27 protein-coding genes and 1 pseudogene are annotated in these 25,255 nt (G+C 54.1%); 19 read left to right on the top strand and 9 right to left on the bottom strand.

Going from position 1 to position 25,255, the window contains the following annotated elements; translation table 11 throughout:
* The first annotated feature begins 19 nt into the window (after window positions 1-19).
* The 5 genes from HGBM_RS27685 (at window position 20) to HGBM_RS27680 (ending at window position 7,178) form a co-directional block, all read left to right on the top strand.
* Complete coding sequence (locus HGBM_RS27685; protein ID WP_019122098.1) at window positions 20-475, top strand: MarR family winged helix-turn-helix transcriptional regulator; 456 nt, start codon at window positions 20-22, stop codon at window positions 473-475.
* Between the two features lie 2 nt (window positions 476-477).
* The gene (locus HGBM_RS15975; RefSeq protein ID WP_019122097.1) at window positions 478-3,618 is read left to right on the top strand and encodes an efflux RND transporter permease subunit; all 3,141 of its coding nucleotides are present in this window, start codon (window positions 478-480) and stop codon (window positions 3,616-3,618) included.
* 12 nt (window positions 3,619-3,630) lie between these two features.
* Window positions 3,631-4,875: an efflux RND transporter periplasmic adaptor subunit gene (locus HGBM_RS15970; RefSeq protein ID WP_019122096.1), complete on the top strand. Its 1,245-nt coding sequence runs from the start codon at window positions 3,631-3,633 to the stop codon at window positions 4,873-4,875.
* A gap of 160 nt (window positions 4,876-5,035) precedes the next feature.
* Window positions 5,036-6,205, top strand: a complete 1,170-nt coding sequence (locus tag HGBM_RS15965; protein WP_019122095.1) for a pyridoxal phosphate-dependent aminotransferase — start codon at window positions 5,036-5,038, stop codon at window positions 6,203-6,205.
* 535 nt (window positions 6,206-6,740) lie between these two features.
* The gene (locus HGBM_RS27680; RefSeq protein ID WP_019122093.1) at window positions 6,741-7,178 is read left to right on the top strand and encodes a hypothetical protein; all 438 of its coding nucleotides are present in this window, start codon (window positions 6,741-6,743) and stop codon (window positions 7,176-7,178) included.
* A 30-nt stretch (window positions 7,179-7,208) separates the two neighbouring features.
* On the opposite strand, the pseudogene HGBM_RS32290 reads toward HGBM_RS27680, so the two are convergent.
* Window positions 7,209-7,373: pseudogene (locus HGBM_RS32290) on the bottom strand (bacteriocin); the annotation flags it as partial.
* Between the two features lie 218 nt (window positions 7,374-7,591).
* Between HGBM_RS32290 and HGBM_RS31120 the strand changes: the two are divergent.
* Window positions 7,592-7,741 (top strand): hypothetical protein, encoded by a 150-nt coding sequence (locus HGBM_RS31120; RefSeq protein WP_019122091.1) that lies wholly within the window; start codon window positions 7,592-7,594, stop codon window positions 7,739-7,741.
* A 109-nt stretch (window positions 7,742-7,850) separates the two neighbouring features.
* Here the strand turns inward: HGBM_RS31120 and HGBM_RS15940 are convergent, their stop codons facing one another.
* Window positions 7,851-8,279, bottom strand: a complete 429-nt coding sequence (locus tag HGBM_RS15940; protein ID WP_147512901.1) for a hypothetical protein — start codon at window positions 8,277-8,279, stop codon at window positions 7,851-7,853.
* A gap of 194 nt (window positions 8,280-8,473) precedes the next feature.
* Between HGBM_RS15940 and HGBM_RS15935 the strand changes: the two genes are divergently transcribed.
* Genes HGBM_RS15935 through HGBM_RS15910 form a run of 6 tightly spaced genes read left to right on the top strand, consistent with a single transcriptional unit; the run spans window position 8,474 to window position 13,658 of the window.
* Window positions 8,474-9,616 carry an extracellular solute-binding protein gene (locus tag HGBM_RS15935; RefSeq protein ID WP_019122089.1) on the top strand — a complete coding sequence of 381 codons (1,143 nt, stop codon included), beginning with the start codon at window positions 8,474-8,476 and terminating at the stop codon, window positions 9,614-9,616.
* A 2-nt stretch (window positions 9,617-9,618) separates the two neighbouring features.
* Window positions 9,619-10,470, top strand: a complete 852-nt coding sequence (locus tag HGBM_RS15930; RefSeq protein WP_019122088.1) for an ABC transporter permease — start codon at window positions 9,619-9,621, stop codon at window positions 10,468-10,470.
* Entirely contained in the window at window positions 10,467-11,294 is an 828-nt protein-coding gene (locus HGBM_RS15925) for an ABC transporter permease (protein ID WP_019122087.1), read from the top strand. The genes HGBM_RS15930 and HGBM_RS15925 overlap by 4 nt, the downstream gene beginning before the upstream one ends.
* A 2-nt stretch (window positions 11,295-11,296) precedes the next feature.
* A complete protein-coding gene (locus HGBM_RS15920) occupies window positions 11,297-12,337 on the top strand; it encodes an ABC transporter ATP-binding protein (protein WP_019122086.1) in 1,041 nt (346 codons plus the stop codon).
* Between the two features lie 10 nt (window positions 12,338-12,347).
* The gene (locus tag HGBM_RS15915; protein WP_019122085.1) at window positions 12,348-13,073 is read left to right on the top strand and encodes a glycerophosphodiester phosphodiesterase; all 726 of its coding nucleotides are present in this window, start codon (window positions 12,348-12,350) and stop codon (window positions 13,071-13,073) included.
* Window positions 13,074-13,100: 27 nt separating this feature from the next.
* Window positions 13,101-13,658 (top strand): MgtC/SapB family protein, encoded by a 558-nt coding sequence (locus HGBM_RS15910; protein WP_019122084.1) that lies wholly within the window; start codon window positions 13,101-13,103, stop codon window positions 13,656-13,658.
* Window positions 13,659-13,945: 287 nt separating this feature from the next.
* On the opposite strand, the gene HGBM_RS15905 is transcribed toward HGBM_RS15910, so the two are convergent.
* Window positions 13,946-14,203, bottom strand: a complete 258-nt coding sequence (locus HGBM_RS15905) for a hypothetical protein (protein WP_019122083.1) — start codon at window positions 14,201-14,203, stop codon at window positions 13,946-13,948.
* A 96-nt stretch (window positions 14,204-14,299) separates the two neighbouring features.
* A complete protein-coding gene (locus tag HGBM_RS29700) occupies window positions 14,300-14,686 on the bottom strand; it encodes a YiiX/YebB-like N1pC/P60 family cysteine hydrolase (protein WP_315969964.1) in 387 nt (128 codons plus the stop codon).
* Between the two features lie 288 nt (window positions 14,687-14,974).
* Between HGBM_RS29700 and HGBM_RS15900 the strand changes: the two genes are divergently transcribed.
* The 6 genes from HGBM_RS15900 (at window position 14,975) to eutC (ending at window position 19,931) form a co-directional block, all read left to right on the top strand.
* Window positions 14,975-15,334: a DUF3139 domain-containing protein gene (locus tag HGBM_RS15900; RefSeq protein WP_019122082.1), complete on the top strand. Its 360-nt coding sequence runs from the start codon at window positions 14,975-14,977 to the stop codon at window positions 15,332-15,334.
* A gap of 85 nt (window positions 15,335-15,419) precedes the next feature.
* A complete protein-coding gene (gene eutS / locus HGBM_RS15895; RefSeq protein ID WP_019122081.1) occupies window positions 15,420-15,761 on the top strand; it encodes an ethanolamine utilization microcompartment protein EutS in 342 nt (113 codons plus the stop codon).
* Window positions 15,762-15,763: 2 nt separating this feature from the next.
* On the top strand, window positions 15,764-16,219 hold the full coding sequence (locus HGBM_RS15890; RefSeq protein ID WP_019122080.1) for a EutP/PduV family microcompartment system protein: 456 nt from the start codon (window positions 15,764-15,766) through the stop codon (window positions 16,217-16,219).
* Between the two features lie 28 nt (window positions 16,220-16,247).
* Window positions 16,248-17,714: an ethanolamine ammonia-lyase reactivating factor EutA gene (locus HGBM_RS15885; protein ID WP_019122079.1), complete on the top strand. Its 1,467-nt coding sequence runs from the start codon at window positions 16,248-16,250 to the stop codon at window positions 17,712-17,714.
* Window positions 17,711-19,072 (top strand): ethanolamine ammonia-lyase subunit EutB, encoded by a 1,362-nt coding sequence (locus HGBM_RS15880; protein ID WP_019122078.1) that lies wholly within the window; start codon window positions 17,711-17,713, stop codon window positions 19,070-19,072. Before HGBM_RS15885 ends, HGBM_RS15880 begins: the two co-directional genes overlap by 4 nt.
* A gap of 13 nt (window positions 19,073-19,085) precedes the next feature.
* Window positions 19,086-19,931 (top strand): ethanolamine ammonia-lyase subunit EutC, encoded by an 846-nt coding sequence (gene eutC / locus HGBM_RS15875; protein ID WP_019122077.1) that lies wholly within the window; start codon window positions 19,086-19,088, stop codon window positions 19,929-19,931.
* Window positions 19,932-19,989: 58 nt separating this feature from the next.
* On the opposite strand, the gene HGBM_RS32120 is transcribed toward eutC, so the two are convergent.
* From HGBM_RS32120 to HGBM_RS15855, 4 genes are all read right to left on the bottom strand, one after another.
* Window positions 19,990-20,223 (bottom strand): S1C family serine protease, encoded by a 234-nt coding sequence (locus HGBM_RS32120; RefSeq protein WP_019122076.1) that lies wholly within the window; start codon window positions 20,221-20,223, stop codon window positions 19,990-19,992.
* Between the two features lie 62 nt (window positions 20,224-20,285).
* Entirely contained in the window at window positions 20,286-21,893 is a 1,608-nt protein-coding gene (locus tag HGBM_RS27675) for a recombinase family protein (RefSeq protein ID WP_019122075.1), read from the bottom strand.
* Between the two features lie 162 nt (window positions 21,894-22,055).
* Window positions 22,056-23,027, bottom strand: a complete 972-nt coding sequence (locus HGBM_RS29695) for a C40 family peptidase (RefSeq protein ID WP_019122074.1) — start codon at window positions 23,025-23,027, stop codon at window positions 22,056-22,058.
* Window positions 23,028-23,222: 195 nt separating this feature from the next.
* Window positions 23,223-24,329: a YheC/YheD family endospore coat-associated protein gene (locus tag HGBM_RS15855; protein WP_019122073.1), complete on the bottom strand. Its 1,107-nt coding sequence runs from the start codon at window positions 24,327-24,329 to the stop codon at window positions 23,223-23,225.
* Window positions 24,330-24,471: 142 nt separating this feature from the next.
* On the opposite strand from HGBM_RS15855, the gene HGBM_RS15850 reads away from it, so the two are divergent.
* Entirely contained in the window at window positions 24,472-24,624 is a 153-nt protein-coding gene (locus tag HGBM_RS15850) for a hypothetical protein (RefSeq protein WP_154653329.1), read from the top strand.
* A 26-nt stretch (window positions 24,625-24,650) separates the two neighbouring features.
* On the opposite strand, the gene HGBM_RS27665 is transcribed toward HGBM_RS15850, so the two are convergent.
* Window positions 24,651-25,148, bottom strand: coding sequence for a trypsin-like peptidase domain-containing protein (locus HGBM_RS27665; RefSeq protein ID WP_019122071.1), 498 nt, complete (start codon window positions 25,146-25,148; stop codon window positions 24,651-24,653).
* Window positions 25,149-25,255 lie beyond the last annotated feature (107 nt).

The following is a 25,255-nucleotide window of genomic DNA, read 5'->3' as shown; positions in this document are numbered from 1 at the left end:
ATAGTAGCGGAGGCAAGAGATGGATAAAATTGTGAAACTAAGCGAAACACTGAATCAGACGAACAAACTGTTTTTTGACATTTTGACGATTGTTCTCGCCGATAGCGGGCTGACCAGACTGCAGGTGTACGTGCTGAAAATGATCAAGGACTCCCCGCGTACGATAGGGGAGCTCAGCAAACTGACGGAGTTGCCCTACAGCACGACATCCGGCATCATCGACAGGTTAGAGCGGCAGCATCTCGTCGTCAGGCGAAAAGACGAGCATGACCGGCGCGTCGTGCGCGTCTATCTGGCGGATCGCCCTGAAGTATTGGAGAAGAAGGTACCGTTTTTAAGCGATGACTGCGTTCATCAACTGTTTAAAGGTATCACCGATGAGGATGCAATGAAGATCAGCGATGCTCTTGACATTCTCAATTCGTACTTAATAGCTAGACGAGACACATTGAAGGAGCAAAAAGGGAGTGAGTAGAGATGAACTTGTCTGACTTGTCGATCAGACGACCGGTCACCATCTTCATGCTGGCCATTGCCGTGCTGATGTTCGGCTTCGTTTCGCTGCCGCGATTGGCGGTAGAATTGATGCCGGAACTGAATCTGCCGGTCGCTGTCGTCGTCACCAGCGTAGAAGGGGGAGCCCCTGCCGAGGTAGAGAAGCTGGTGACGAAGCCGATAGAAGAGGCACTAGGCAGCGTTTCTAACGTGGACAAAATCAATTCCGTAACGATGAGCGGTGCCTCACAGGTCATCGTCCAATTTAATTGGGGAACCAATATGGACCAGGCTATGCTCGACATTCGGGATAAGATTGACCAGGTTCGGGGGGCCCTGCCCGACTCGGCCAAATCACCGCGAGTCCTGCGGTTCGACCCGAACAGCATGCCGATCGTGACGTTGGGCTTGACGGGTGACAATGACACCGTCAAATTAAAGTCGATCGCCGACAATACGATCAAATCGCGCTTGGAGCGCGTAGACGGCGTTGCCTCGGTCATGGTAACAGGCGGGAAAGACCGCCTGATCGACGTGGTGCTCGACCCGTCCAAAATCGCCGCTTACGGTTTGACCATCGATCAGATTCAGCAAGCGTTGGGGGCGACCAACCAGTCCGGATCAGCCGGAGCGGTACGCCAGGGAGAGACGAAGCTGAACATCCGCGTCCAAGGGGAGTACCAGAGCGTCGATGCGATCGGAGATACGCCGATTCACGTAGGAAGCGGCAGTATCCGCTTGAAAGACATTGCCCAGGTCAACGATACGTACAAGGAAGTCACCCAGGAAGCGTACCTGAATGGGGAACCGACTGTTGGCATCTCGGTCCTGAAGGCGTCTGGCGGAAACACCATTGAGGTGGTAGACGGGGTCAGAAAGGAACTGACACAGCTCGAAAAGGATCTGCCTGATGGACTGAAAGTCACGATGATCATGGATACATCGCAATTTATCAAAGACTCGATCTACACGTTGGCAGAACACGCTCTGTTCGGGGGATTGTTCGCGATCCTCATCCTGATGCTGTTCTTGAACAGCGTCCGGTCTGTCATTATCGTGGCAATTGTGATACCCATCTCGATCATCGCAACCTTCTGTTTGATGTACTTTACCGGCGAGACCATCAACTTGATTACGCTGTCCGGTTTGACGCTCGGTTTGGGTTCACTCGTCGACTTTGCCGTCGTTATTTTGGAAAACATCTTCCGGCACCGTCAGGCGGGGAAAGGAATGCTCGAAGCGGCAAAGCTCGGCGCGCGGGAAGTGGGCAATGCGGTCGCGGCCTCGGCTCTGGCACAGATCTGCGTCTTCTTGCCGATCGTGTTCGTCGACGGGCTCGCTGCCCAGATCTTTAAGCCGCTGGCGTTGACGGTTGTGTTCTCTCACATTGCCGCCTTTGTCGCCTCGATTACGCTTGTGCCGATGCTCTCTTCTTTGTGGCTCAAGAAGATTCCGGACCACGAAGAGGGGGAACACACGGCCAAATATCGGGGAATCAACCCGTTTAAATGGTTCAACATTGGTTTCAACAAGATGGCGAGAGGATATGGACGCCTGTTAAAATGGGCGCTAGGACATAGGAAAACCGTGTTTGTCCTGACACTGGCCATGTTTGTCGGGGCCGTAGCGCTTGTTCCGTTCGTCGGGGCGGAATTCATCCCGGCCCAGGACGAAGGGCGAATTTCGATTTCTATCACCATGCCAAACGGCACGGTGCTGGAAGAGACATCGGCCGTTGTGAAGCAGGTAGAGGACATCGTCAAAAAAATACCTGAATTAAAGCTGGTGTATTCATCCGCTGGCAGCGGCGGTTCGTTCTTGTCGGCCACCAGCGGCAACTTGGGCAGCATTAGCGTCGAATTGGTTCCGAAAACGGAGCGGAAACGCTCAACACTTGAAGTGGTGGAAGAACTGCGCAAACAGGTGGCACATATTCCCGGCCCGGAAATCGTCGTCAAAGAGGACGATCAGGGGATGGGTGGCAGCGGTTCCCCTGTACAAATCACCCTGCACGGGGATGACCTTGACGTGTTGAAGGACATCAGCGAAATCATTGAGCAGGAGGTCAAAGCCGTACCGGGAACGCGGAACGTGTCCTCCTCGTTGGACGACAGCGTCGAGGAGTTCCAGGTCGTCGTCGATCACGAAAAAGCGAGCTTGTACGGCCTGACGACGTCGCAAATCATCTCCAATGTCCGTACGGCGTTCCAGGGATCGACGATGACGAAGTACCGGACTGGCGATGATGAAATTGACGTCAGGGTAACGATGCCAAAAGACTTCCAGGAGGAGCGAAATTACCTGGATCGCCTGCGGATTACGACTGCGAGCGGCGCACAAATCCCGCTGTCTTCCGTTGCCTCGATCAAGCGCGAAGAGGTGCCGCAAAAGATCAACCGTTCCGACCAATCGCGGGAAGTCACGATCAGCAGCGATATTGCCGGCCGAGACCTGAACTCTATCGTGCGTGACATTACGGTGAAGCTTGACAAAATCAACCTGCCGGACGGGTACAGCATCCAGTTTGGCGGACAATCGGAAGATATGGCCAAGTCGTTTATCAGCCTGTTCTTCGCCATCATCATGTCGATTGCCTTGATTTACATGGTCATGGCGGGGCAGTTCGAATCGTTGTACAGTCCGTTTATCATCATGTTCTCGATCCCGCCGACCCTGATCGGTGTGGTAGTCGGTCTGTTCCTCACCGGGACTTCGCTTAGCGTAACGGCTCTGATCGGGTACATTCTGCTGGTCGGTATCGTCGTCAACAACGCGATCGTGCTGATAGACTACGTCAACAACCTGCGCAAGAAGGGCTTCGAGCTGAAAGAGGCGATTCTGCAGGCTGGACCGCTGCGTTTGCGTCCGATTCTGATGACATCGCTGGCGACCATTTTGGCGATCCTGCCGATGGCTTTCGGCGGAGGATCCGGAAACGAATCGCAAGCTCCGATGGCGATTGTCGTCGCCTTTGGTCTCAGCTTCTCGACACTGATCACCCTGGTGCTGGTTCCTGTCGTTTACACGTGGTTTGACGACTGGGGGAAAAAGCTGCGTTCATTCCGATTGCGCAGACGTAAGAAAGCCGATTCGCCCGCTGCTATCGGGTCGAATGTGGAATAGGAGGAGAAACGTATGAAGCGAAATAGATTACGTCTTGGCTTTTTGCTCGCGATGTCACTAGGAATCGTCATCGCGGGCTGCTCGCCCAGCGGTGGAGCGCCTGAAGCCGAACAACCAGAGGCACCTACTCCCGTTCAAGTGGAAACCGTCGATACCGGTACAGTAAACGACCAAGCAGGTTTTGTCGGCAAGCTGGCTCCGAATGAAGAGGTAAATGTATCGCCCAAGGTCAGCGGCAAAATTCAGTCGATCCCTGTAAAGTTAGGTCAAAAGGTGAATAAGGGGCAGGTTCTCTTCACCCTGGATAAGACCGATCTGGCCAACAGCGTGAAACAGGCGGAAGCGGCGTATAAACTGGCCGTGGCCAACCTGGCGCAAAGCGGAACGAGTACCTCGCAGGGGCTGACCCAGGCGGAAAACGGTTTGAAGCAGGCAGAACAGGCCCTGAATGACGCCAAGCTGAACCACCAGCGGATGAGCGAACTGTTCCAGCAGGGGGCGATTCCAAAACAGCAGTTGGAGCAGGCCGAAACGGCGTTGACGAACGCCCAAACCGCTTACGACAATGCCGTAAGCAACCTGGAAAGCGCCAAGAAGATGACCCCGGTCGGCGTTTCGCAAGCTTCTGTGGATCAGGCGCGGGTAACGCTGGAAAATGCCAGGGAACAGCTGGCTAACGCCACCGTAACCGCCCCCATCTCCGGGTATGTCTCTTCCGTCAATGCTGCAGTAGGAGAAATGGCTTCTCCTCAAGGGCCGACGGTCGTGCTCGTCAATACGGATCCGCTGAAGGTAAAAGTAAATCTGGCGGAGTCGGAAATCAATCATGTCAAAGTGGGAACGAAGGCGACCGTCCAAGTGACGGCTTTATCAAAAGAGGTGACAGGTCAGGTAACGGCTGTCAGTCCGGTGATGGATCAGCAGTTGAAAGCTTACCCGATCGAGATCTCGATTCCCAACCCGAACAATCAACTGAAGGCAGACATGGTGGTCAACGTCAGCCTGGAAAACGCCGCTGGCCAAAACGCCAATACACTTGTCGTTTCCCGCAAGGCTGTCGTCGAGTCTGAGGGCAAAAAGTTTGTCTACAAAGTGAATGGTGACACGGTTCAAAAAGTGGAAGTCGAGACCGGGTCTGAAAATAGCGATCGGATTGAAATCAAGAGCGGCCTTGCAAAAGGCGACCAGATCGTCGTTCGCGGCCAATCGCTGCTGAAAGACGGTTCAAAAATTCAGATCCAAACGACTAGCAACTAATTCCCTTTTCGACAGCTTCTCGCAGAAAAGAATTGACAGCAAAAAACGGGGTAGCTACTATTAAAAACAAGGTTGCGCTCTTGAAGCGAAACAGCCCCTTCTTCCTCGGAAGAAGGGGTCTTTATATCACCATTTACCGTAATGAAAGGAAGGGCCGCTTATGCGTATTCAACCGGCTGCCATGATGGATCGTTTACCCACGCAGTTTTTTTCATCACTTGTGGCAAAAGTAAGCAAAATCGCCGCAGAAGGACACGATGTGATCAATCTGGGCCAAGGAAATCCCGATTTGCCGACACCGCCCCATATCGTGGAAGAACTTCAGCGGCAGGCGGCAGATCCTGTTCATCATAAATACCCCCCGTTTCAGGGCAGGCATGAGCTGAAGGCGGCTATAGCGCATTGGTACAAACAAGAGTTTGACGTTGACCTCAACTCGGAAGAAGAAGTGGCGATCCTGTTCGGCAGCAAAACGGGTCTTGTCGAAATTTGTCAGGTTTTGTTGGATCCAGGAGACGTCGCCTTGGTACCGGATCCGGGCTATCCGGATTATTGGTCAGGAGTGGCGATCAGCGGCGGGCGGATGGCAATGATGCCGCTTCGCCAGGAAAACGACTTTCTGCCTGACTTTGGGGAGCTGTCTCGAGAGGATTTGGCAAAAGCGAAGTTGATGTTCCTAAACTATCCGAATAATCCCACTGCAGTCAATGCGCCGTTTTCGTTTTTTGAAGAGGCGATCCGGTTTGCCAAACGGCATGAGATCGTTGTCTGTCATGACTTCGCCTACGGGGCCATCAGTTTTGACGGGAAGAAACCCGTCAGTTTTATGCAGGTTCCCGGGGCAAAGGAAGTAGGCGTTGAATTTTATACCTTATCCAAGACGTACAACATGGCCGGGTGGCGGGTGGGTGCGATAGTTGGCAACCGGGAGTTGGTTCGCCTGATCAATGTGATTCAGGACCACTATTTCTGCAGCCTGTTTGGCGCGGTGCAGCTGGCCGCAGCCAAGGCCTTGACCGGTCCCCAAGACTGTGTGCGCGAACTGGTTTCCGTTTACGAACGGCGCCGCAATGCCCTGTTTCGGGCGTTGGAGGAAAGCGGCTGGAAGGCCAGGACGTCCCAGGGTTCCTTTTTCGTTTGGCTGCCAACGCCAAGCGGGATGGATTCTGCCACGTTTGCTGACCTGCTTTTGGAGAAAGCGCATGTGGTCATGGCGCCAGGTATCGGATTTGGTCCAACCGGGGAAGGGTTCGTCCGAGCGGCTCTCCTGACCTCGGAAGAACGCCTGCAGGAAGCCGTGCAGCGCATCGCCAAACTGAAACTGTTTTAGGACCTTGCAACGACCGTCCGGTAAGATGCTATGACAACTTTCCGGGCGCTTTTTTGTTTTCATTCTGCAAGGATGCCGGTTATGATTCACACAGTCGCTAAAAAATGTTTCACGTGAAAAAATACAGTCAATTCAAACAATTTGTCGAAAAAAGTAAAATGGGCAGCCGCCGGTTTGTTTTATAAAAGGAGAATCCATCTAAGAATAACGCTTCATTGTCCACGGAAACGATATAAGCATGATCGCCGATGCCAACCACGTCAATGTCTGCGATTTGAAAACGAAATGATGCGGGAGAAAAAAGCCGTACCCTTCCCTTTCGCGAAGAGGCGCTGATGCCGGCGGAGGATATCGGGATCGAAGCCGCCAGACAGCACCTTCCGTTTTTGCCGAAGACCGACAAGCAAAAAGTGGTCAGAATCGCTTAATCTGCATAAATCGGCTAAACTGCCAAAGCTGGCCGTTTTTTTTATTTGTCCAAATGCCTAAGGGGTGATAGGATTATAACAAAGATTCCGAATGGGGGATGGGATGGATGAGCGGGGATCAATTGGCCACTCTGGTGCTTGAAGCAATATCCAGGTTAGACAAAAGATTTGATTCACTTGAAAGTCGCTTGGACAGGATTGAAACCCGTTTAGGTTCGGTGGAAATGCGCCTGGATTCGCTTGAGGAGCGCATGAATTCACTTGAGGAGCGCATGAATTCGCTTGAGACGCGCATGAATTCACTTGAGGAGCGCATGAATTCGCTTGAGACGCGCATGAATTCGCTTGAGACGCGCATGGATTCGCTTGAGACGCGTATGGATTCAATTGAGATTGAATTGAAGGAATTTAGAAATGAAGCTAATACGGCTTTTGACCGTTTGGAGCGTCGCCAGGATCGATTCTCCCTTCGCTTGGAGTCGGTTGAAACGGATGTCAGCTTATTGCTCAATAAAATATACATTGATGAGGTGCAAAAGGAGTAAACAGCCCAGAGCCATCCCCGGTTTTCACGATCAGGTTTCCGTCTCCTCCAATGTGCAGATCGCACTTGACTGCTTAATGCGGAGTACGGAGCATTCGTACACGCGAAAGACTGAATTCATCTGTTCGTCTTCCAGGAATGCAGAATCGAAATTCTCGGCAATCGCCAAGTCAAGAATATACCTCCCTGTCGCGACTCCTAGATGTGATGATAATAAAGTCTCGTATGTTCATCCACAGTGAAAGTTCCTTCCTGACGCCGCCTCTTTGTCTGGTACTTTTTTGGTAATTTCCCCCATTATACGGTTGGAAAAACAAACCAGGTAAGTCCTATATTTTGCCGCAGGCATCGATTCATAGCCTGCCGAACCTGGGACATAATAGTCTCAGCAAAGCAGTAAAATGGAGGAACTCAATGGATAAGTACAACCATCTGGATCAATTGCCAATTGCCGCTCTGACGCCAGAACAGTTGGAAAAACTGCGCCAGGCAGAAGAACAGCTCAATCAGAATCAGGAAGGAAACACCGTCTACTTGATCGCTTTGTCCAAAGAAACAGGTTAGCAGGCGCCGCAGCTGACGAAGCCCGCATCCCTTGCCGAATGAAAATACGTTATTTCGAGAGGGAACAGCGGCCCTCTTTTTTTGTATAATCTGTTTTTTTATGCCTTTTTTAGTTTATGGGCTGCATTTCTTCTACCTTGCTCACTTTCCATGAAAACAGGGACGATCTGTTCAATGTAAACAGCAGTGATCCCGTATACACTTCGCGAATGCGATTATCCTCGGTGTAATCGATCGCCGCCAACCATGCCACTACCTGAACTTCATCGTCGTTGCTTGCGACCTGTTGAACCTTCACGACAGGCAAAGCAGGCTGGTGGCCAACAGCAAATTCATCAAAAGAACGAATGAGTGAAATCTCCTCCTGTCTAAGCTGGACATTCATGTCGTTTCCATTTCTTACGTGGTCAATGACGAGCTTCACTTTATTCTCGGGTGAGTATTTTCCTTTCAGTATAAAAAATCCGGCAAATAATGCGATCAGCGTCAACAGGCTTAAACCTGAAAGAAGAGCGCGGCTAACCTGTTTGCGGCCCATCCCATTCCCCACCAACATCACCCCCTCTGTTTGCGAATTTCCAAGAAAACTGACTTTACCATTGTTTATTCAACAATACACAGATTTTTCCTGTTGGTGAAAATCAGCTTCCGCATGATGAATGCACCGGACTGCTTGCGAATATCTTGGCATAAAGAGCATAGGCCATCAGGCAGTAAAAGGGGGAAGCGAACATGGGAGTAACGGCAGCGAAAAGGTGGTTCGCAGCGCTGTTGGTCAGTTCAATGACACTGCTCTCGGCGTGCGGAGGCAGCACAACCGGTTCAACGGACGGAAAGGAAGGTTCGAAGGCAGCTCCCACCGAACCGGCCGCCGACTACGCCGAGTTGTCACCTGAGCAGCTGGCAGAGAAGATCAAGGCAGAAGGGGCGATCGTCAGTTACGGAATGCCGGATACGTGGGCAAACTACGAAGAGATCTGGAAGACATTTACCGAAAAATACGGCATTACCCACACGGATACGGATATGTCCAGCGCAGAGGAACTGGCCAAGTTTGAGGCGGAGAAGGATAAGCCGGTCGCGGACGTAGGGGATGTCGGAATCACGTTCGGCCCGACCGGAAAAAGCCGCGGCATCTTGACAGCGCACAAAAATAAGTACTGGGACGAAATCCCTGACTGGGCCAAAGATCCCGAGGGCTACTGGTGCTCGGAGTACACCGGCTCCATCTCGTTTATCGTCAACACCAAGAAAGTGTTGAATGTGCCGAAGAGCTTCGCTGACCTGTTAAAGCCGGAATATAAAGGAAAGGTTTCGATTGACGATCCGCTGCGCTCGGCACAGGCAAAAGCGGGTGTGCTGGCGGCTGCCTTCTCCCGGGGAGGAGATGAGGCCAATATCCAGCCGGGCATCGACTTCTTCAGGGAGCTGTTTCAGGCGGGCAACTACAAGCCGCTGGAGGTGAATATCGCCAACGTTCAAAAAGGGGAAATTGCCGTTGGGATCATCTGGGATTTCAACTCACTGAACTGGAAAGACCAGCTGAACATGGATGAGCTGACGGTCGTGATTCCGTCTGACGGCTCGGTGACCATCCCGTATGTCGCCGTCATTAACAAATACGCTCCTCATCCGTACACGGCCAAGGCGTTCAACGATTTTCTGTTCAGCGACGAAGCTCAGATCGCCTACGCCAAAGGGTTCGCCCGCCCCATCCGAAATGTCAAGCTGCCGGACGACGTAGCCAAGAAGCTCCTGCCGGATTCCGCCTATTCCGCTTCGAAGACGATCAAGGATTACGCCAAGTGGGATGAGACCGCTTCCAAGGTCATTCCCGCCCTGTGGGAAGAACAGGTACTGCCGGAGCAGAAGTAGCGATGAAACGAAAGCAACTGTGGATGTACGCTGCCGTCATGCTGCCTGCTTTGCTCGTTTTGGCCGCGTTTGAAATCCTGCCCGCCCTGCGCCTCCTTGCCAGCAGCTTTTCCGGCAGGGAGGGGGGCTTTACGCTCGAACATTACGAAAAGGCGCTGTTTAGCAAATTCTACCTGCAATCCCTGCAAAACAGCCTCTCCCTGTCTGTCTTTTCTACCTTGCTCGGGCTTTTGATCGGCACACTTGCCGCCTACGCGATGTTTCGCAGCGGCAAGCGGGCGCACAAGTGGATGACCACGTTCGTCAGCATTACGGTGAATTTCGCCGGAGTTCCGCTGGCGTTCGCCTTTATCGTCATCATGGGCAGCAACGGAATGGTGACGATCCTGTTTGCCAAGCTGTTCGGCCTGGACCTGTATGGCGCAGGCTTTACCCTGTATGGCATCGTCGGCCTGTCGCTGGCTTACGTCTACTTCCAGATTCCCCTGGCCACGCTGCTGATGGTGCCTGCCTTTTACGGCATCAAGCGGGAATGGGAGGAAGCGGCATTCATCCTCGGGGCAAAACCGGCGCAGTTCTGGAGGCGGGTGGGGATTCCCGTAATCGCGCCGGCGTTGGCCGGGACATTTGGCATTCTGTTCGCCAATGCCATCGGCGCCTACGCGACGGCCTACGCGCTGACCACCGGCATCTTCAATATCCTGCCGCTCCGCCTGTCGCGGCTGATCGCGGGCGAAGTCAGCTACGAGCCGGAGCTGGCCAGCGCGGTGGCGATGGTGCTGGCCGTCATCATGATCGCCGGCATCTGGCTGAATCGGATGATGCTGAACCGCTACAGAGGGGGGAGAGGATGAGCCGTAAAGCGTTTGTTGCCGCGATTTACCTGGTGGTCTTGCTCTACCTGGGGCTGCCGATCATCGGCACGCTGCTCTTTTCGCTGGCGGACAAGTGGGACGCTACCGTGCTGCCGGAGACCTATACCGTCAAATGGTATCTGCAGATGTTTACCGACTCTGCCGTGCTGCTGGCGATCGGCCGTTCGCTCCTGGTGGCGGGAGCGACCGTACTGTGCAATCTGATCATTTTCGTGCCAGCCGTGCTGCTGGTCAGTCTGTTCTTTCCGCGCCTTCAGGGAGTGCTGCGGACGTTGGCGCTGTTGCCTTTTGCCTTTCCGGGAGTAATCCTTGCCGTCGGGTTGATCCAGCTGTACTCCTCAGGAATTCTGCCGATTGCCGGAACCTTCTGGATTTTGCTGTTCGCCTATATGATCGTCTGCCTTCCTTACATGTACAATGCGGTGGTCAACAGCGTCACAGCGCTTGACGGCAAACGTCTGGTCGAAGCGGCCCAGACGCTGGGGGCGCCGATGCGCAAGATTTTTACGCGGATCCTCCTGCCCAACATCCTGCCGGGAGTGATCAACGGCAGCATCCTGACCTTTTCGGTGGCACTCGGCGAGTTTGTCCTCGCCAACATGCTGGTCGGCGGACAATTTCCTACGCTGCAGGTGATCCTGGAGAAGGCCTCCCACAAGGACGGCCACCTGTCCAGCGCGATGGTCGTACTCTACTTCGTCATCGTCAGCCTGGCCTCGCTTGTTCTGCTTTGGCTGATGGAGCGGGTATTTCATAAAAAGGCGGATGCCACAGGGTTCTCGGGCGGAGCAAAGGAGGGGTAAACATGGGATATGTCGAATTATCTAACCTTGACAAATATTATAAACAGAATCAAGTCGTCAAGGACCTCACCCTGTCGGTTGAAAAGGGGGAGTTTCTCACGCTGCTCGGCCCTTCCGGATGCGGCAAGACGACGACGCTGAGGATCGTGGCAGGGTTGGAGGAGGCAGACCGGGGCACAGTCTGGATCGCCGGCAAGGACGTGACCGCCATCCCGGCGAGCGAACGGAACATCGGCATGGTATTTCAATCCTACGCGCTGTTCCCCAATCTGTCAGCTCTCGAAAACATCATGTTTGGCCTGGAGATGAAACGGGTGCCAAAGGAGCGGGCAAGACAGAGGGCGATGGAATTGGTCGAGCGTGTCGGCTTGGCCGGACAGGAGCGCAAGCTGCCCGATCAACTCTCGGGCGGCCAGCAGCAGCGGGTGGCGCTGGCCCGTGCCCTGGCAGTCGAGCCGCAGGTGCTGCTGCTGGATGAGCCGCTCAGTGCGCTGGATGCCAAAATTCGCGAGTCGCTGCGGGATCTGCTCAAAGAGCTGCAGCGCGATCTGGGCGTTACGACGATCTTTGTGACCCATGATCAGGATGAAGCGCTGGCCTTGTCCGATCGGATTGCCGTCATGGATGCGGGCAGGATCATCCAATTGGACACTCCTTACCAGGTCTACCGCAATCCTGTTAACCGTTTTGCGGCCGAATTTATCGGAACGTTCAATTTCCTGTCGGGGACGGCAGATGTGAACGGAACAATTCGCTTTGGCGCAAGCGTGCTGCACACGGCCCATCCGGTTACGCCGGGGCCGGTTACGGTCGGCGTCCGTCCGGAGAGCATTAAGCTGGCAGATGGGCAGCAGACAGGCAATTTGCTGGAGGGGCGGATCGCGGCGATCAAACTGCACGGCAGCATCATTCGGCTGCAATGCAGGGTAGAGGAGGCCGAGCTCTCCGTCGACCTGCTCAACGACCAGGCGTCGGACGGGCTTGGCGTCGGCGATTCTGTACAGTTGTTCGTCAAGGAAGCCGACCTCGTACCGATAGAATAGGAGGAAAAAGATGCGCTCACTTCCATTGATATTGGCTCATCGCGGCGCTTCTGCCCACGCGCCGGAGAATACGCTTGCAGCTTTTCGCCTCGGGTTTGAGCAGGGTGCTGACGGAATTGAGCTTGACGTACACCTTACCAGTGACGGCAGGCTCGCAGTCATCCACGATCATACGTTGGAGAGAACGACCAACGGCACCGGACTGGCAGGAAAGAAAACGCTGGCCGAGCTGGCCAAGCTGGATGCAGGTTCGTGGTTTGACAGCCGTTTTGCGCAGGAAAAAGTGCCGTCCTTGGAAGAAGTGCTCGAGCTTTGTCCGGCAGGCGCAATTGTCAACATCGAGTTGAAGAACGGCCCGGTGTTTTATCCGCGATTTGCCGAAGCAATGGCCGGGACGCTTCGTTCATGGAAGCAGAAGCTCGCTCTCGTCATCTCTTCATTCGATCATCGCGTATTGGCACAGGTGCACCAGGCGGACAGCGAGCTGCCGCTGGGCCTTTTATATGAGGCTGTGCTCTACGACCCGATCGTGTATGTGCGTTCTTTGCCTTATCCGGTTCAATCCCTCCACGTCTGGCATCATCTGGCGACGTCCGAGCTGATCACGGCGGCCCATCGCGAGGGGCTGCGGGTCTTGGTCTATACGGTGAATCATCCGGATGACTTTGCCCGCGCCGTCGGAGCAGGAGTGGATGGCATTATCACAAACGTACCAGGTACTTATTGCAGAAAATAAAGCAGCAGTGGAGGTGCCGTGTGCACAATGGAAAGCTTCTGGGAATTTCTAGGGGTTGAAGATGGTTGGGTTCTGCTAGGGATTTTAGTCAGGATGGCGGCGGCGATCGTCGTCGGCGCGGTCATCGGGTTGGAGCGGGAGCGGTACTACAAGTCGCGGAATCAGACAAAAGCTGCGGGTATTCGCACCTACTCCCTGGTTTGTTTCGGAAGCTGTCTGTTCGGGATCGCCTCCATTCACGGATTTCAATCGCATCTCTTGAACGCGGCGGGAATGGTGGGAGATCCCGGGCGTGTGGCGGCACAAGTCGTCGCCGGCGTCGGTTTTCTCGGTGCGGGGGCGATCATCAAGGATCACGGACAGATTCGCGGATTGACGACTGCCGCCGGCCTCTGGGTAGCGGCAGCCCTCGGACTGGTGCTCAGCTCCAAACTGTTCGTCATCGGTCTGATCGCCGCAATCTTGACGTACTTTATGCTTGATTTGCCGCGGATTTTCCCCGGGTTGTTCCGCTTTGCCGTTCAGGACGAGCCTGAGGAGTCCGAGCACACCGAACAGCGCGATGAGAAAACGGCGTCCCATTGAACCATTGAACGTATGCAAATGATGGATAAGCGGTTGCAATTTCGTTGCAATCGTTTTATCATTGGTTTAAATATTCTAAATTTTTCATAAAATATCGGAAACCAGAGAAAGCGGGTACAAAAGTGAATTTTGCTTTATAGTTCAAATGGAAATTTGTCCATAAAAGATGGACATTTGATAAGGACAATTATAGCTAATCGCGGAAAACAGTAGAAAAGGCCCGAATTTAGATTTTCGGGCGTTCCTTATATCTTGTACATTAGCAGGACTCCTTGTAGGATAAAATCTTAATTTTGACGGACATAGCCTGAATACTCACAAACCCAGGCGGGGCCTGATTGATTATATGCGGTTAGACTCAAAGTTCCCTGATATCCTTCTGCATCTACATAATTATATGTTTCGGGGCAACTTTTTAAAGTATAAGTGATTGTAACCTTTACAAATTTTATGGCTAGAATGCCGTTTTGATCAGCCTCTACAGAAGTCAAAGGAATCAATGCAATAGTCAAAATTAAGAATATGGTAAAGTATTTTTTAATCAACCCTAGTACCCCCTTTTAAAATACAATTGTTCAAAGGGTCATATTAGCCTGAATATGGGACCCTTTGAACAATAATTTATTTTTTGGTCATTTGGATTATCTTGTATAAACCGCTCTCACGTTGGCGCTATTAGGGAGATCGTAAGGTTTAGACATCTTGAGGTTGTATCCGCCTATAGTACCCCAAGAAGTTGCAAGAGAAACACCGGCTCCATAGTAATAAGCATCCCAGACAAGCTTGGAGCAATACATTAATCCACTCTCATAATCGTATAAATCATTAAAACCATACTCAGCATCACTATAATTCCTTCGATACCATTCTGCCCAATCGGCAGCTTGTTCTGCTTTAGTGGAGTTGCTATACCTGTATACCGTTACTGTACTGCGATTGTTATCGTTAAAAAAATCTTCTATTGACTTTCTGTGTGGATGGTCACCATAACCAACAATTTGCACAAGTCTATCTGGGCTGACGACTATAGCAGCATGTCCAACATAATATGTTCCTTTAGACTTGCTGGATATTAATATATCTCCCGGTTTAGGAACAACGGAGTTTGATCCCGGTTAGTATACATCCGGGCTTTCACCTGCAGGAGTTATTTCTCTTTCCTCGGCAGCAAAAGCAACACTAGACAATAAAGTAAGACACAGGACTAGCAACATAATGAGAACCTTCCTCATAATACCATCCCCTCTTTCCAGAATTTTCATACAATGTTATTATAAATGAAACAGGGAAGATATATCAACTATTAGGAGGAAGAAATGGCAAATATTATGAAAAAAATAATTGCAATAACAATGACAATAATCCTTATCGGTTTCCTTTATCTGCTCATTAGCAACTGGGAGTGGATTGTAGGTGGATACAATTCGAAATTAGCACAAATGGACAAAGATATGAGAGAACATGTGGTGAAAGTTCATTCCATAAAAGAAAGTGATATTTATCGTACAGAGGTTTTCTACATTCGCAAGACTGGAAGGTATTATGGAAGGCTCATTTTTAATGATGAAAGGGGAGTTTACTACTTGTATGTTAATAGAGATGGGAGAATAGAGCAAAGTGGAATTGGAAGTGCCGAATATAATGGAGATATTGATCATCCTAAGCATTGGGAGTGAATATGAATGTAGTTCTGCACCAAGTCACCTTTTTTGGTTGACAACCACCGTATAGCGAAGTAGACAAACAAGAGGAGGTTTTTTGATGGACGAAGAAAGGCAGAGGGTGATCCAAGAGTACGTGCCCGGAAAACAGGTGACGCTGGCCCACGTCATCGCCAACCCGGATCCGATTCTCTATACCAAGTTGGGATTAAAAGAGGCAGGTGCGATCGGCATTCTTACGTTGACGCCGACGGAGACGTCGATTATCGCTGCCGACATCGCGACCAAAGCGGCTGACGTCGAGCTGGGCTTTCTCGACCGGTTTACCGGATCGCTGGTGATCGTCGGCGAGGTGTCGGCAGTCGAGATGGCCATCGCCGCGGTAAACGGATTTCTCAGCAAAAAGCTGCGCTTCGCAACGGCGCTGCTGACGAGGTCTTAGCCATGGGCCGGGCGATGATCATCGGCGCGGTCGGCGCCGGAAAAACGTCTCTGGTGCAGGCACTGTTTGCCGACCGGCAGCCGGCGCGCAAGACGCAAGCACTGGAATACCGGGACTGGGTGATCGACACGCCTGGGGAGTACAGCGAGAACCCGATGTACTACCGCTCGTTGATGGCGACTGCACTGGAATCAGGCGTGTTGGTGATGGTCCAGGACGCCGCACGGGAGCGGAATTCTTTTCCTCCTGGTTTTGCCCAAGGGTTCCCGCTTCGCCCGATCGGTGTCATCACCAAGGCGGATCATCCCAAGGCGAATGTGGAGCGGGCGAAATTGCTGCTGCGGGAATCGCTGCCGGAAGGGGATATCTTTGTCACTTCGGCGCTTGCAGGCGAAGGAATTGACGAACTGCGGGCCAGGCTGCTGCAGGACCTGGGCCTGACAGGCGACGCCGATTAGAGAACGTGCTTTTGGGGAGGCGCAAGACGTGGAGGAACAGTGGATTACCAGTGTCGGCATCGATTTGGGGACGAGCACGACCAAATTTATCGTCAGCAGGCTGCGGCTGGCCCGCATGTCCAGCCACTTTTCCCTGCCCAGATACCAGATCGTCGAGCGGGAATTGATCTATGCCAGCGCGATTTACAGCACCCCTTTAAAAACGGGCGACGAGATAGACGTGGATCGGGTCTCCCGCATTCTAAGCGAAGAGTACAAGCGGGCCGGGCTCACACTCTCCGAGGTCAAATCGGGAGCGGTGATCATCACCGGCGAGACGGCGACCAAAAAAAACGCGCAGGAGATCGTGCACTTTTTGGCCGAGCGCTCGGGCGACTTTGTCGTCGCCACGGCAGGGGCCGACTTGGAAGGAGTACTGGCCGGCAAGGGTTCGGGGGCCGAGGCGCGCTCCCGGAACATCCAAGGCGTGATCGCCAACATCGACGTCGGCGGAGGGACCGCCAACACAGCCTTGTTTCAGCGCGGCAAAGCGATCGGGACGGTCACCTTCCACATCGGCGGACGGCTCGTTCGGCTCGATCAGGCAGGCGTGATTCACTACGTTGCACCAGCGATCCAGCCTTGGCTTCGGGAACGCGGTTTTCGAATCGTGCCGGGGCAGCAGGTCAGCTTCTCGTTGCTGCAGGAGATCGCCCGCCAGCTTAGCCGCTGTATGCTGTCGTATTTGGCCGGCAAGGAGCAGGGAGCCGCCGGGCTGCTGCTGTTGGGGCGGCCGCTTGCGGAAGTTCCGGCGATCGACGAGGTCATGATCTCCGGCGGGATCGGGCAGCTCATCGGCGAACCGGCGCCGACGAACCTGGATGAAACAGCGACGTACGGGGATTTCGGGCCGCTCTTGGCCCACGCGCTTGCACAGGAGAGCCGGCACTGCCCGTTTCGCGTAGTCCCGGCAGTGCAGACGGTTCGGGCCACGGTCATCGGAGCCGGCATGCAGAGTACGGAGATCAGCGGCTCTACCGTTCATATCGACGCATCGCTGCTGCCGCTGCGAAACGTGCCTGTGCTCAAGCTGGAGGTGGGCGGCCGTCAGCTAACCGCAGCAGCGGTAAAAGCAGAGATCGGACAAATGATGGAGCTGGGCCGCCGGCTGTTCGACGCGACGGTCTCGCCGCCGTTTGCGCTCGCGATTACCGGCATGGGGTACTGTTCGTACGCCGAACTGCAGCTGCTGGCAGACGAGCTGGCCGCACAGTTTGCGGAAGCATTTCCGGACAGCAGTATCATGGCCGTCATCTGCGAAAACGATATGGCCAAAGCACTGGGGCAGTCGCTCACGATCCGCTGCCAGCATCGGCCGCGCGTGATCTGCATCGACCAGGTGCGGGTGGAATACGGAGACTACATCGACCTGGGCGAGCCGATCGCCGGGACGCTGATTCCCGTGGTGATCAAAACGCTCGCGTTTCACGAGGCCGGAGTGGAGGGGATCCAATGAGATTAAAGACACACGTGCTGGGGGTGACGTACCAATTTCGCGACCTCAAGGAGGTCATGGCCAAGGCGAACGAAGAGAAGTCAGGGGATCAGCTCGCCGGCATCGCCGCCGCCGACATGCGGGAGAGGGTGGCGGCCAAGCAGGTCCTCGCCGACCTGACACTCGCGGACATCAGGAACAATCCGCTGCTGCCTCCGGAAGAGGATGAAGTCTCCCGGGTGATCGAAGCCGGGATAAACGAAAAGATCTACAGTCAGATCAAAAATTGGACGGTCGCCGAGCTGCGGGAGTACATCCTCCGCTCCGACGTGGGCGCAGCTGAGTTGAAACGGATCAGCCGCGGCTTGTCCAGCGAAATGGTCGCCGCCGTCGCCAAGTTGATGTCCAATCTCGATCTGATTCAAGCTGCGGCCAAAGCGGAGGTGATCACCCACTGCAACATCACGATCGGGCAGAAGGGCGTGCTGGCCGGCAGGGCGCAGCCCAATCATCCGACCGACAGCATTCCCGGGATCATCGCTTCGCTGTACGAGGCGCTCAGCTACGGGATCGGCGATGCGGTGATCGGGGTCAATCCGGTGATCGACACCACCGACAGCGTCAAAAATATCCTGCAGGCGACCAAAGAAGTGATGGACAAATGGCAGATTCCCACGCAAAACTGCGTGTTGGCCCACGTCACCACCCAGATGCGGGCGATCCGCCAGGGAGCGCCTGCCGATATGATTTTCCAGAGCCTGGCGGGAACGCAGCAGGGCAATACGGCATTTGGCATCAGCGTCGAACTGCTGGATGAGGCAGACGAGCTGATCCGCAGGGAGGGCACATCGACCGGTCCCAACTGCTGGTATTTCGAAACCGGGCAGGGATCGGAGCTGTCTTCGGATGCCCACTTCGGAATCGACCAGGTGACGCTGGAGTCGCGCTGCTACGGCTTGGCAAAAAGGTACCGCCCGTTCATCGTCAATACCGTGGTCGGATTCATCGGACCCGAGTATCTCTACGACAGCAAACAGGTCATCCGCGCCGGCCTGGAGGATCACTTCATGGGCAAGCTGCAGGGGCTGCCGATGGGCGTTGACGTCTGCTACACCAACCACATCAAGGCGGATCAAAACGATATGGACAACCTCGCCGTGCTGCTGGCAGCCGCCGGGGTGCATTACCTGATCGGCGTGCCGATGGCGGATGACTGCATGTTAAACTACCAATCTACCAGCTACCACGACATCGCCACGCTAAGGGAGCTGCAGGGGCTGCGCCCGGCGCCGGCATTCGAACAGTGGCTGGAGAAGATGGGGCTGATGGAGCGCGGGAAGTTGACGCCGATCGCCGGCGATCCGACGATTTTCATGTGAGGGGGGCGGCCCGATGAAAGAAGAGCTTGTACTTGACACGTTGGTGGATAAGGTAATGGCGGAGTTGGAACGAAAGCTCGGAAGAGAAAAAACAGAGGACGTTGCGGAAGGAGAGGACAGTGAACAAGAGGAAGAGAGGATAGCCGTTCCCCAGCCAAAATGGAGAGAGGGGCTTCGCGAGCTTTTGGCCAGTACGCCCGCCCGCATCGGAGTGTGGCGGGCCGGCACGCGCCCGCTGACCAAAGAGGTGCTCCGCTTTCGCAGAGATCACGCCGCCGCAGTAGATGCGGTCTACGGCGAGGTGAGTCAAAGCATCCTGGACGAATTTCAGTTGTTTGCCGTGGAAACCTGTTTTCAAAATACGGAAAACTACTTGAAGCGGCCGGACATGGGCCGAATCATCACGGACGAAGGCGTATCGGTGATCAAACAGAAGTGCAAGCAAAGGCCGCAAGTGCAGATCGTCGTATCTGACGGATTGAGCGCTAACGCGATCGATGCCAATTTGCGCGATGTGTTTCCCGCTTTGCTGGATTCGCTAAGAGCCTACGGGCTGCAGTGGGGAACGCCGTTTTTTGTCCGCGGCGGCCGGGTGGCGTGTATGGACCACATCGGCGAAATCCTCCAGCCGGACGTATTTGTGCTCCTGATCGGGGAGCGGCCGGGACTGGTCTCGGCACAGTCGATGAGCGCCTACATGTGCTACCGCCCCCGCAAGGGTACGGTAGAGTCGCAGCGAACAGTCATCTCCAATATCCATAAAGGGGGGACACCTCCGATTGAAGCAGGAGCCCACATCGGCACGGTGTTGAAAAAAATGCTCGAGCAAAAGGCGAGCGGCGTACAGCTGGCGATCTAGACTGGACGTGTCGAAACGCTTCCCGCGTGATCGAGGGGAAGCGTTTCAATGCTTCTGCTCACTCGCGAAAAAATTTGTGCAAATGAGGCTTTAAGGAATCTATTCCAATCGCAAAGCCGAGCGATTGGCTTGATTGAATAATAAACGCGTTTACTCCGATGACTTCACCGTACAGGTTGATTAACGGTCCGCCGCTGTTGCCGGGATTGATCGCCGCATCTGTCTGCAGGATTTCCTCGTAGGCGCGGCGGGAAACCTGCAGCCGGCGGTTTTTTGCACTGATAATTCCCACTGTGGCAAAGTCAACACGTACCCACCAAAGACAGAAGAGCCTTGCCGTGCAAACAGCGGCCGCTACAGGGATTCGCCGAATAATACCGCCAGGCGAAAGGCGATCTCAAGCTGAAAGGCAGGCGGTCTCCTCCCTCTGCCCTTTGCGGAAACACGCAGGGTGGCTGACTCGATCAATCCGCGCAGCAGTCGGTTTTTGGCCGCCGCAGCCTGCTGCGACCGATACAGCTCGTGCAGGAAGACAGGTCGGGCTGGCCGCTCCGATCTTCCGCAGGTTTCCATTGCTGCCGGGTCAGCGGACTGCCGCAGCCGGGAGATCAGCAGATCGATCTGCCGGATCTGGCTGCAGACTTCTTCCCTGCGGGAGATGAATTCAGGTTCCGAATACGTGCCTGACTCGTAATTGCGGTAGACAAAGGTGAGCCGTTTCTCCCACTCCGAGCGCTGCCGGAGGAGATGGGCCAACTCATCTTCAGCGGTTGTCTGGCCCCACGTCGGGTTCGGAGCGGACCAGTGCTTTCGCAGCTCGGAGGGGGAAAGCGCCGGCAGCTGCCGGAGAAAGAAAAGGATGGCATCTTCAACGGCGCGGTAGGAAACATAGGTGCAGCCGACCGTCGTGCACCAGAGCATCTCTTTATAGTAGCGGCTGACGGAACCGTCCTTTTTTTGGTAACTGCTCTTGGCAGTCTGTTTGACCATGGCGCGTTGACATTTGCCGCAGCGGATCAGACCGGACAGTTCGCTCGTCTCGCGATCGAACGGGGTGGCGGGTTTGCGCATCTGCCGGGCTTTGGTCTGTGCCTGCTCGAAGACTTCTGTGCTGACGATCGGCTCGTGGGCGGAGGTGACGACGATCTGTTCGTCTTCCTCCCTGTCAGAACGCCCGCCCTTGTGCACGGAGCCGGTCCTGTAGCGAATCTCTCCCACGTAGACGGGGTTCTGCAGGATTTTTCTCACCGTGGTCGGAGTCCAGCGGGCGTGGCCCCGCGGCGAGGGCACACCGGAACGGGTGAGAAAGGTAGCGATGGCGCGATAGCCCATCTCTTTTCCTCCCAGGCCGTTGATGTACAGCGCAAAGATCCGCCTGACCAGTTCAGCCTCCCGGGGTGCGATCTCCAGGTGCTGTGTTTTGGGATTGAACAGGTATCCGAGGGCGGGCGTAGAGCCCATAAATTTCCCTGCCATCGCATAGGCGTACTTGGCTCCCTGCATCCGCTCGCGGATGACTTCAAACTCCTCCCGCGACAAAAACAGCTCAAAGCGGATTTGCCTGAGGTCGTTTGCGTTTCCCGGGTCGTAGAGGCGGTAAGGCGTGATGATGTAGATCCGCCTGCTGCAAATCAGGTCGTAGACTGTTCCGTAATCCGTAAAATCCCCGCGCGTCAGGCGGGAAATGTCCTTGACGGCGATACTGTCGTAGAGGCCGCTGCGCAAATCGTGCAGCACCTGCTGAAAAATCGGCCGGGCTGCGATCTTGTCGCCGCTGCCGATCTCCACCTTCAGGTCGTACGGCAGGCCGTACTCTCGCAAGAGCCGTTCCATGACTTCCCGCTGCATGGCGAGCGTGTCCTCTCCGGTACGGACTTCCCGCTCCGCATCTTCCCGCGACCTCCGCAGGTAGACGACTGGATGCTTGATCAAGGCCCGGGGACTGAACTGCCGGTTGTACACGCGTATGCCACCTCCCCCATGTGTTTCGAATCCGTCGCTGGCGCCGTGCCACTCCATGCCACCGGACGAAAAAAAAGGAGATCCCTTTATGGTAAAAGGTATCTCCTTTTTCTGAGAGTATTCGCAAAGAGGCGTTTTTTCAGTTTTGGCAGCCAATATGGATCAGAAGTAGCGGGCAGCCGTTACGTAGTGGTCGTTCCACCAGCCTTTTTCGATCGTGTCGTATCTCACGCCGCCTTTTCCATAGGTGTGCAGGACTTTTCCGTTGCCGGCGTAAATCCCTACGTGGCCGATACGGTTGATCGAGCCGGCCGGGTATTTTTTAATGTTGTGCTCTGTGGAGAAGAAGATCAGGTCGCCGACGCGCAGGTCTTTGCGGTCAACCTCTTTTCCGTCTTTAAATTGGGCCCGGGCTCCGCGGCTGATCTTGATGCCGTTTTGCTGCATGACATACTGGGTGAACGAAGAGCAGTCAAAAGAGCTGGTATTGCCTGTCTTGGCCCCGAATTTATACGGTGTGCCCAAGTACTTTTCACCCGTTAGGATAATCTTTTGCCCCAAGGTCGAGGCTTCGCTGTTCTTGTCCGGTTTTGCCGTTCCGGAGTCTTTCGGCGGATCGGCCGGTTTTTCTGCCGGGGGCTGTTCTGTCTCCATGTCTATGTATCGGCGCACACCGGCCAGTTTATCCTTCACTTTTGAGAGACTTTGCTCAATCACTTTTTGTTTGCCCGCAGAGGCGTACAGGAACGTATCGTTGCCGACGTAGATGCCGGCGTAGTTCAAGAGGCTGGAACTTGGGCTTGTCTTGATAAAGACGACATCTCCTGGCTGCAGGTCAGCCGTATTGATCTTCGTTCCCTTGTTGTACATATCGCGAATGTTATCCGGCAGCTTCACTCCTTGTTGGGAGAAAACGTACTGGATGTAACCGGCGGTGTCGAAAGCGGAAGGCCCTTCGGCATTCTTCTTGAACGGTTTGCCGACCAGGTCGTACGCCGTCTCTACGGTGTCAGACAAATCGGCTTTTTGGGCGGTTGCTGCAAAGACAGCTTGTCCGCCGTCAGCGAACATCAATAGGGATGCGCTCAGCATGATCGCCATCGTTGATCGTGTTACCCAATCTCGTTTTGTCATGTTGTCCCTCCTAGATGTGGTTGTTTACCCTTGCTTCTGGGCTTATTCCCATCTTAAAGCAGCATTTCCAGAGGATTAAGGGCTAAAAATTTTCCATCCAGGAATTTGAACACATAGTCCCAACGAGAAATCAGGACAAAAGGCCCAGTAAAAAAGCTCTTTCCGAAGAAAGAGCAAAGTGCTCGAACGTCTTTGTCATCCGGCGTTTTCCCGGTTCAGCGGGGGGCGTTTGGACGCTTGCAAAAGGTACAGGGCGTACAGGAGAGGACGTTGAATCGAACGGCGGTACAGGTCCATTCGGCCTATCCGCTTAAAAATTTCCCGGCCGGGCTTGGGATTGACCTCGATCAGCCAGATGCGACCGTTTACGTCAATGCCGATATCCAAGCCGAATTCCATCATCGGGCCAAAGTGGCGTTCGATCGTCTGGACGACTTGTCGGGCCAGCTCGCGGCATTCCAAGAGGATGGACTTGGTTTTTTCCGGACCGAAGCGCTGGACCATAAAGCTCTCGAAGGGGACGGCTTTGCCGCCGCCGTGCAGGTTGGAAGTGGAGCTGTTTTTTCCGCCGATGCGGATTCCAAGTCCAGTGATGTCCCATTCGCCCAACTCGTTTTTTTGGATGAGCAGGCGGGTGTCGGTAGCGCGGCCTGGAACGAGTGAAAGGTCGAGACCTTGTTGAATCATAAAGTTGCCTTCCCTGATCCGCTCGGTTTTCACCCACCGATTCAACCATCGAATCAGCGGCGGAAGGGTTTGAAAACGGGCTGTTTTCTTGACCAGCCTGTTATCCCGGCCAAGCACGGTGTATCCCTCGACAGTGCGGGTCAGCTTCAGAATACTGCGGCCGCCTGTCCCATTGCCCGGCTTGATGTAGAGCAGGCGGTATTTCTTCAGCATTTCCTTGAGATGCTCCGGCGAATAGGCCACGGTGTGCGGCATCCAGCGCTGCACGGCATCGTCTTGCATAAAGAGCCGCGTCGCATTCCATTTGTTGGTGTACGTGTTGTTGGCGTAGAGGAACAGCTTTTTTTTACGAAATTGGCGATAGCCCGGCGACCCTTTGCGGCAGCGGTCAATGACCACATCCGGCCACGGAAACAGCTTGTTTTCCCAGCCGCCTTTTGCCGAGGGGTAAAAGCCGCGAATCATCCGTTTCTGCTCAAAGGCGTCTTCGTGGGAGAACAAAAAGACGGTTGCGCCAAGTTTTTGTCCTTCGGAAATAAGCCGGCGAAAATATCCGGGCTCTTGAAACCGATGACCGTTGCGGTAAGTCAGGATCCCGATATGAGGCTTCCCCATGTATCCAACATCCTCTCTGTTCTTTCTCGAACAACTCCTACTTGTTAATGTATAAATGATCCGGGAATTTGGTGCGGCACCGCCCGCATAGGACGAGTGCGGAGATCATAAAGTGGGGGGAAAACGGCGGGAGGGGAAGCTCGTGGAACAAAGGCGCGTCCTCAAGGTGCTTGCGGGAAAATACGGTGAAATCCGCATCGTTTCGCCGACGAAACAGCCAACCCGGGAAGAAGTGGAGGAGTTTTACAGGCTGGCCGCCCGATTGCTCCCGAAAAGCGAATCGGCAAAAAGATAGCAACAGTTCCGGCCGCTTTGCTCTGATCATGTGCACTCCGCTGTGACGGAGTTTTCCAGACCCATAGGAGCACCGATGCTCAGCACCCATTCTCCTACTCTCGTCTCGGCGGAGCTGCCCAAGGGAAGGGGTTGAATCCGAGGGCCGGCGTTTATTTTCAAGACTGCATAATCCCTTGTTTGATTCGTGTAGACAGGCTTTGCTTGAAAGACACGGCCATCGCACAGCTTTACCAATATCGTTTCACTGTTCGCTACGACGTGTTCACTGGTCAGGATATACCCTTTGGGATGGAAGATAAATCCGGAACCGAAATTGCGCTGCGTCACATCCTCCAATTCATCCCCCAAGAATTCGTGGATGAGGCGCTTCAGGTCGGACGAACTGGTTTTTCCGGCTGTAACGATTGACACGACACCATTCTTTACCTGTTCTACCAGCGGGACAAAAAAATTCAACGGATGCAGGCTGCTGTTTGCCGGGTACACATGATTGACAAGGGTCGATAATTTCTTTCGCTTCACGTATTCATCCCCTCGCAACTAGGTATATATCAATGTATGGCACAAGGCCAGCGAAGGAACGCCCAAATATGTACCAGCGCCTGCGGGAAGTACATGCGGAAGAAGTG

This window comes from Brevibacillus massiliensis, assembly GCF_000311785.1.
In the GTDB taxonomy this organism is placed as follows: domain Bacteria; phylum Bacillota; class Bacilli; order Brevibacillales; family Brevibacillaceae; genus Brevibacillus_C; species Brevibacillus_C massiliensis.
This window is presented reverse-complemented; position numbering and strand designations above follow the sequence as displayed.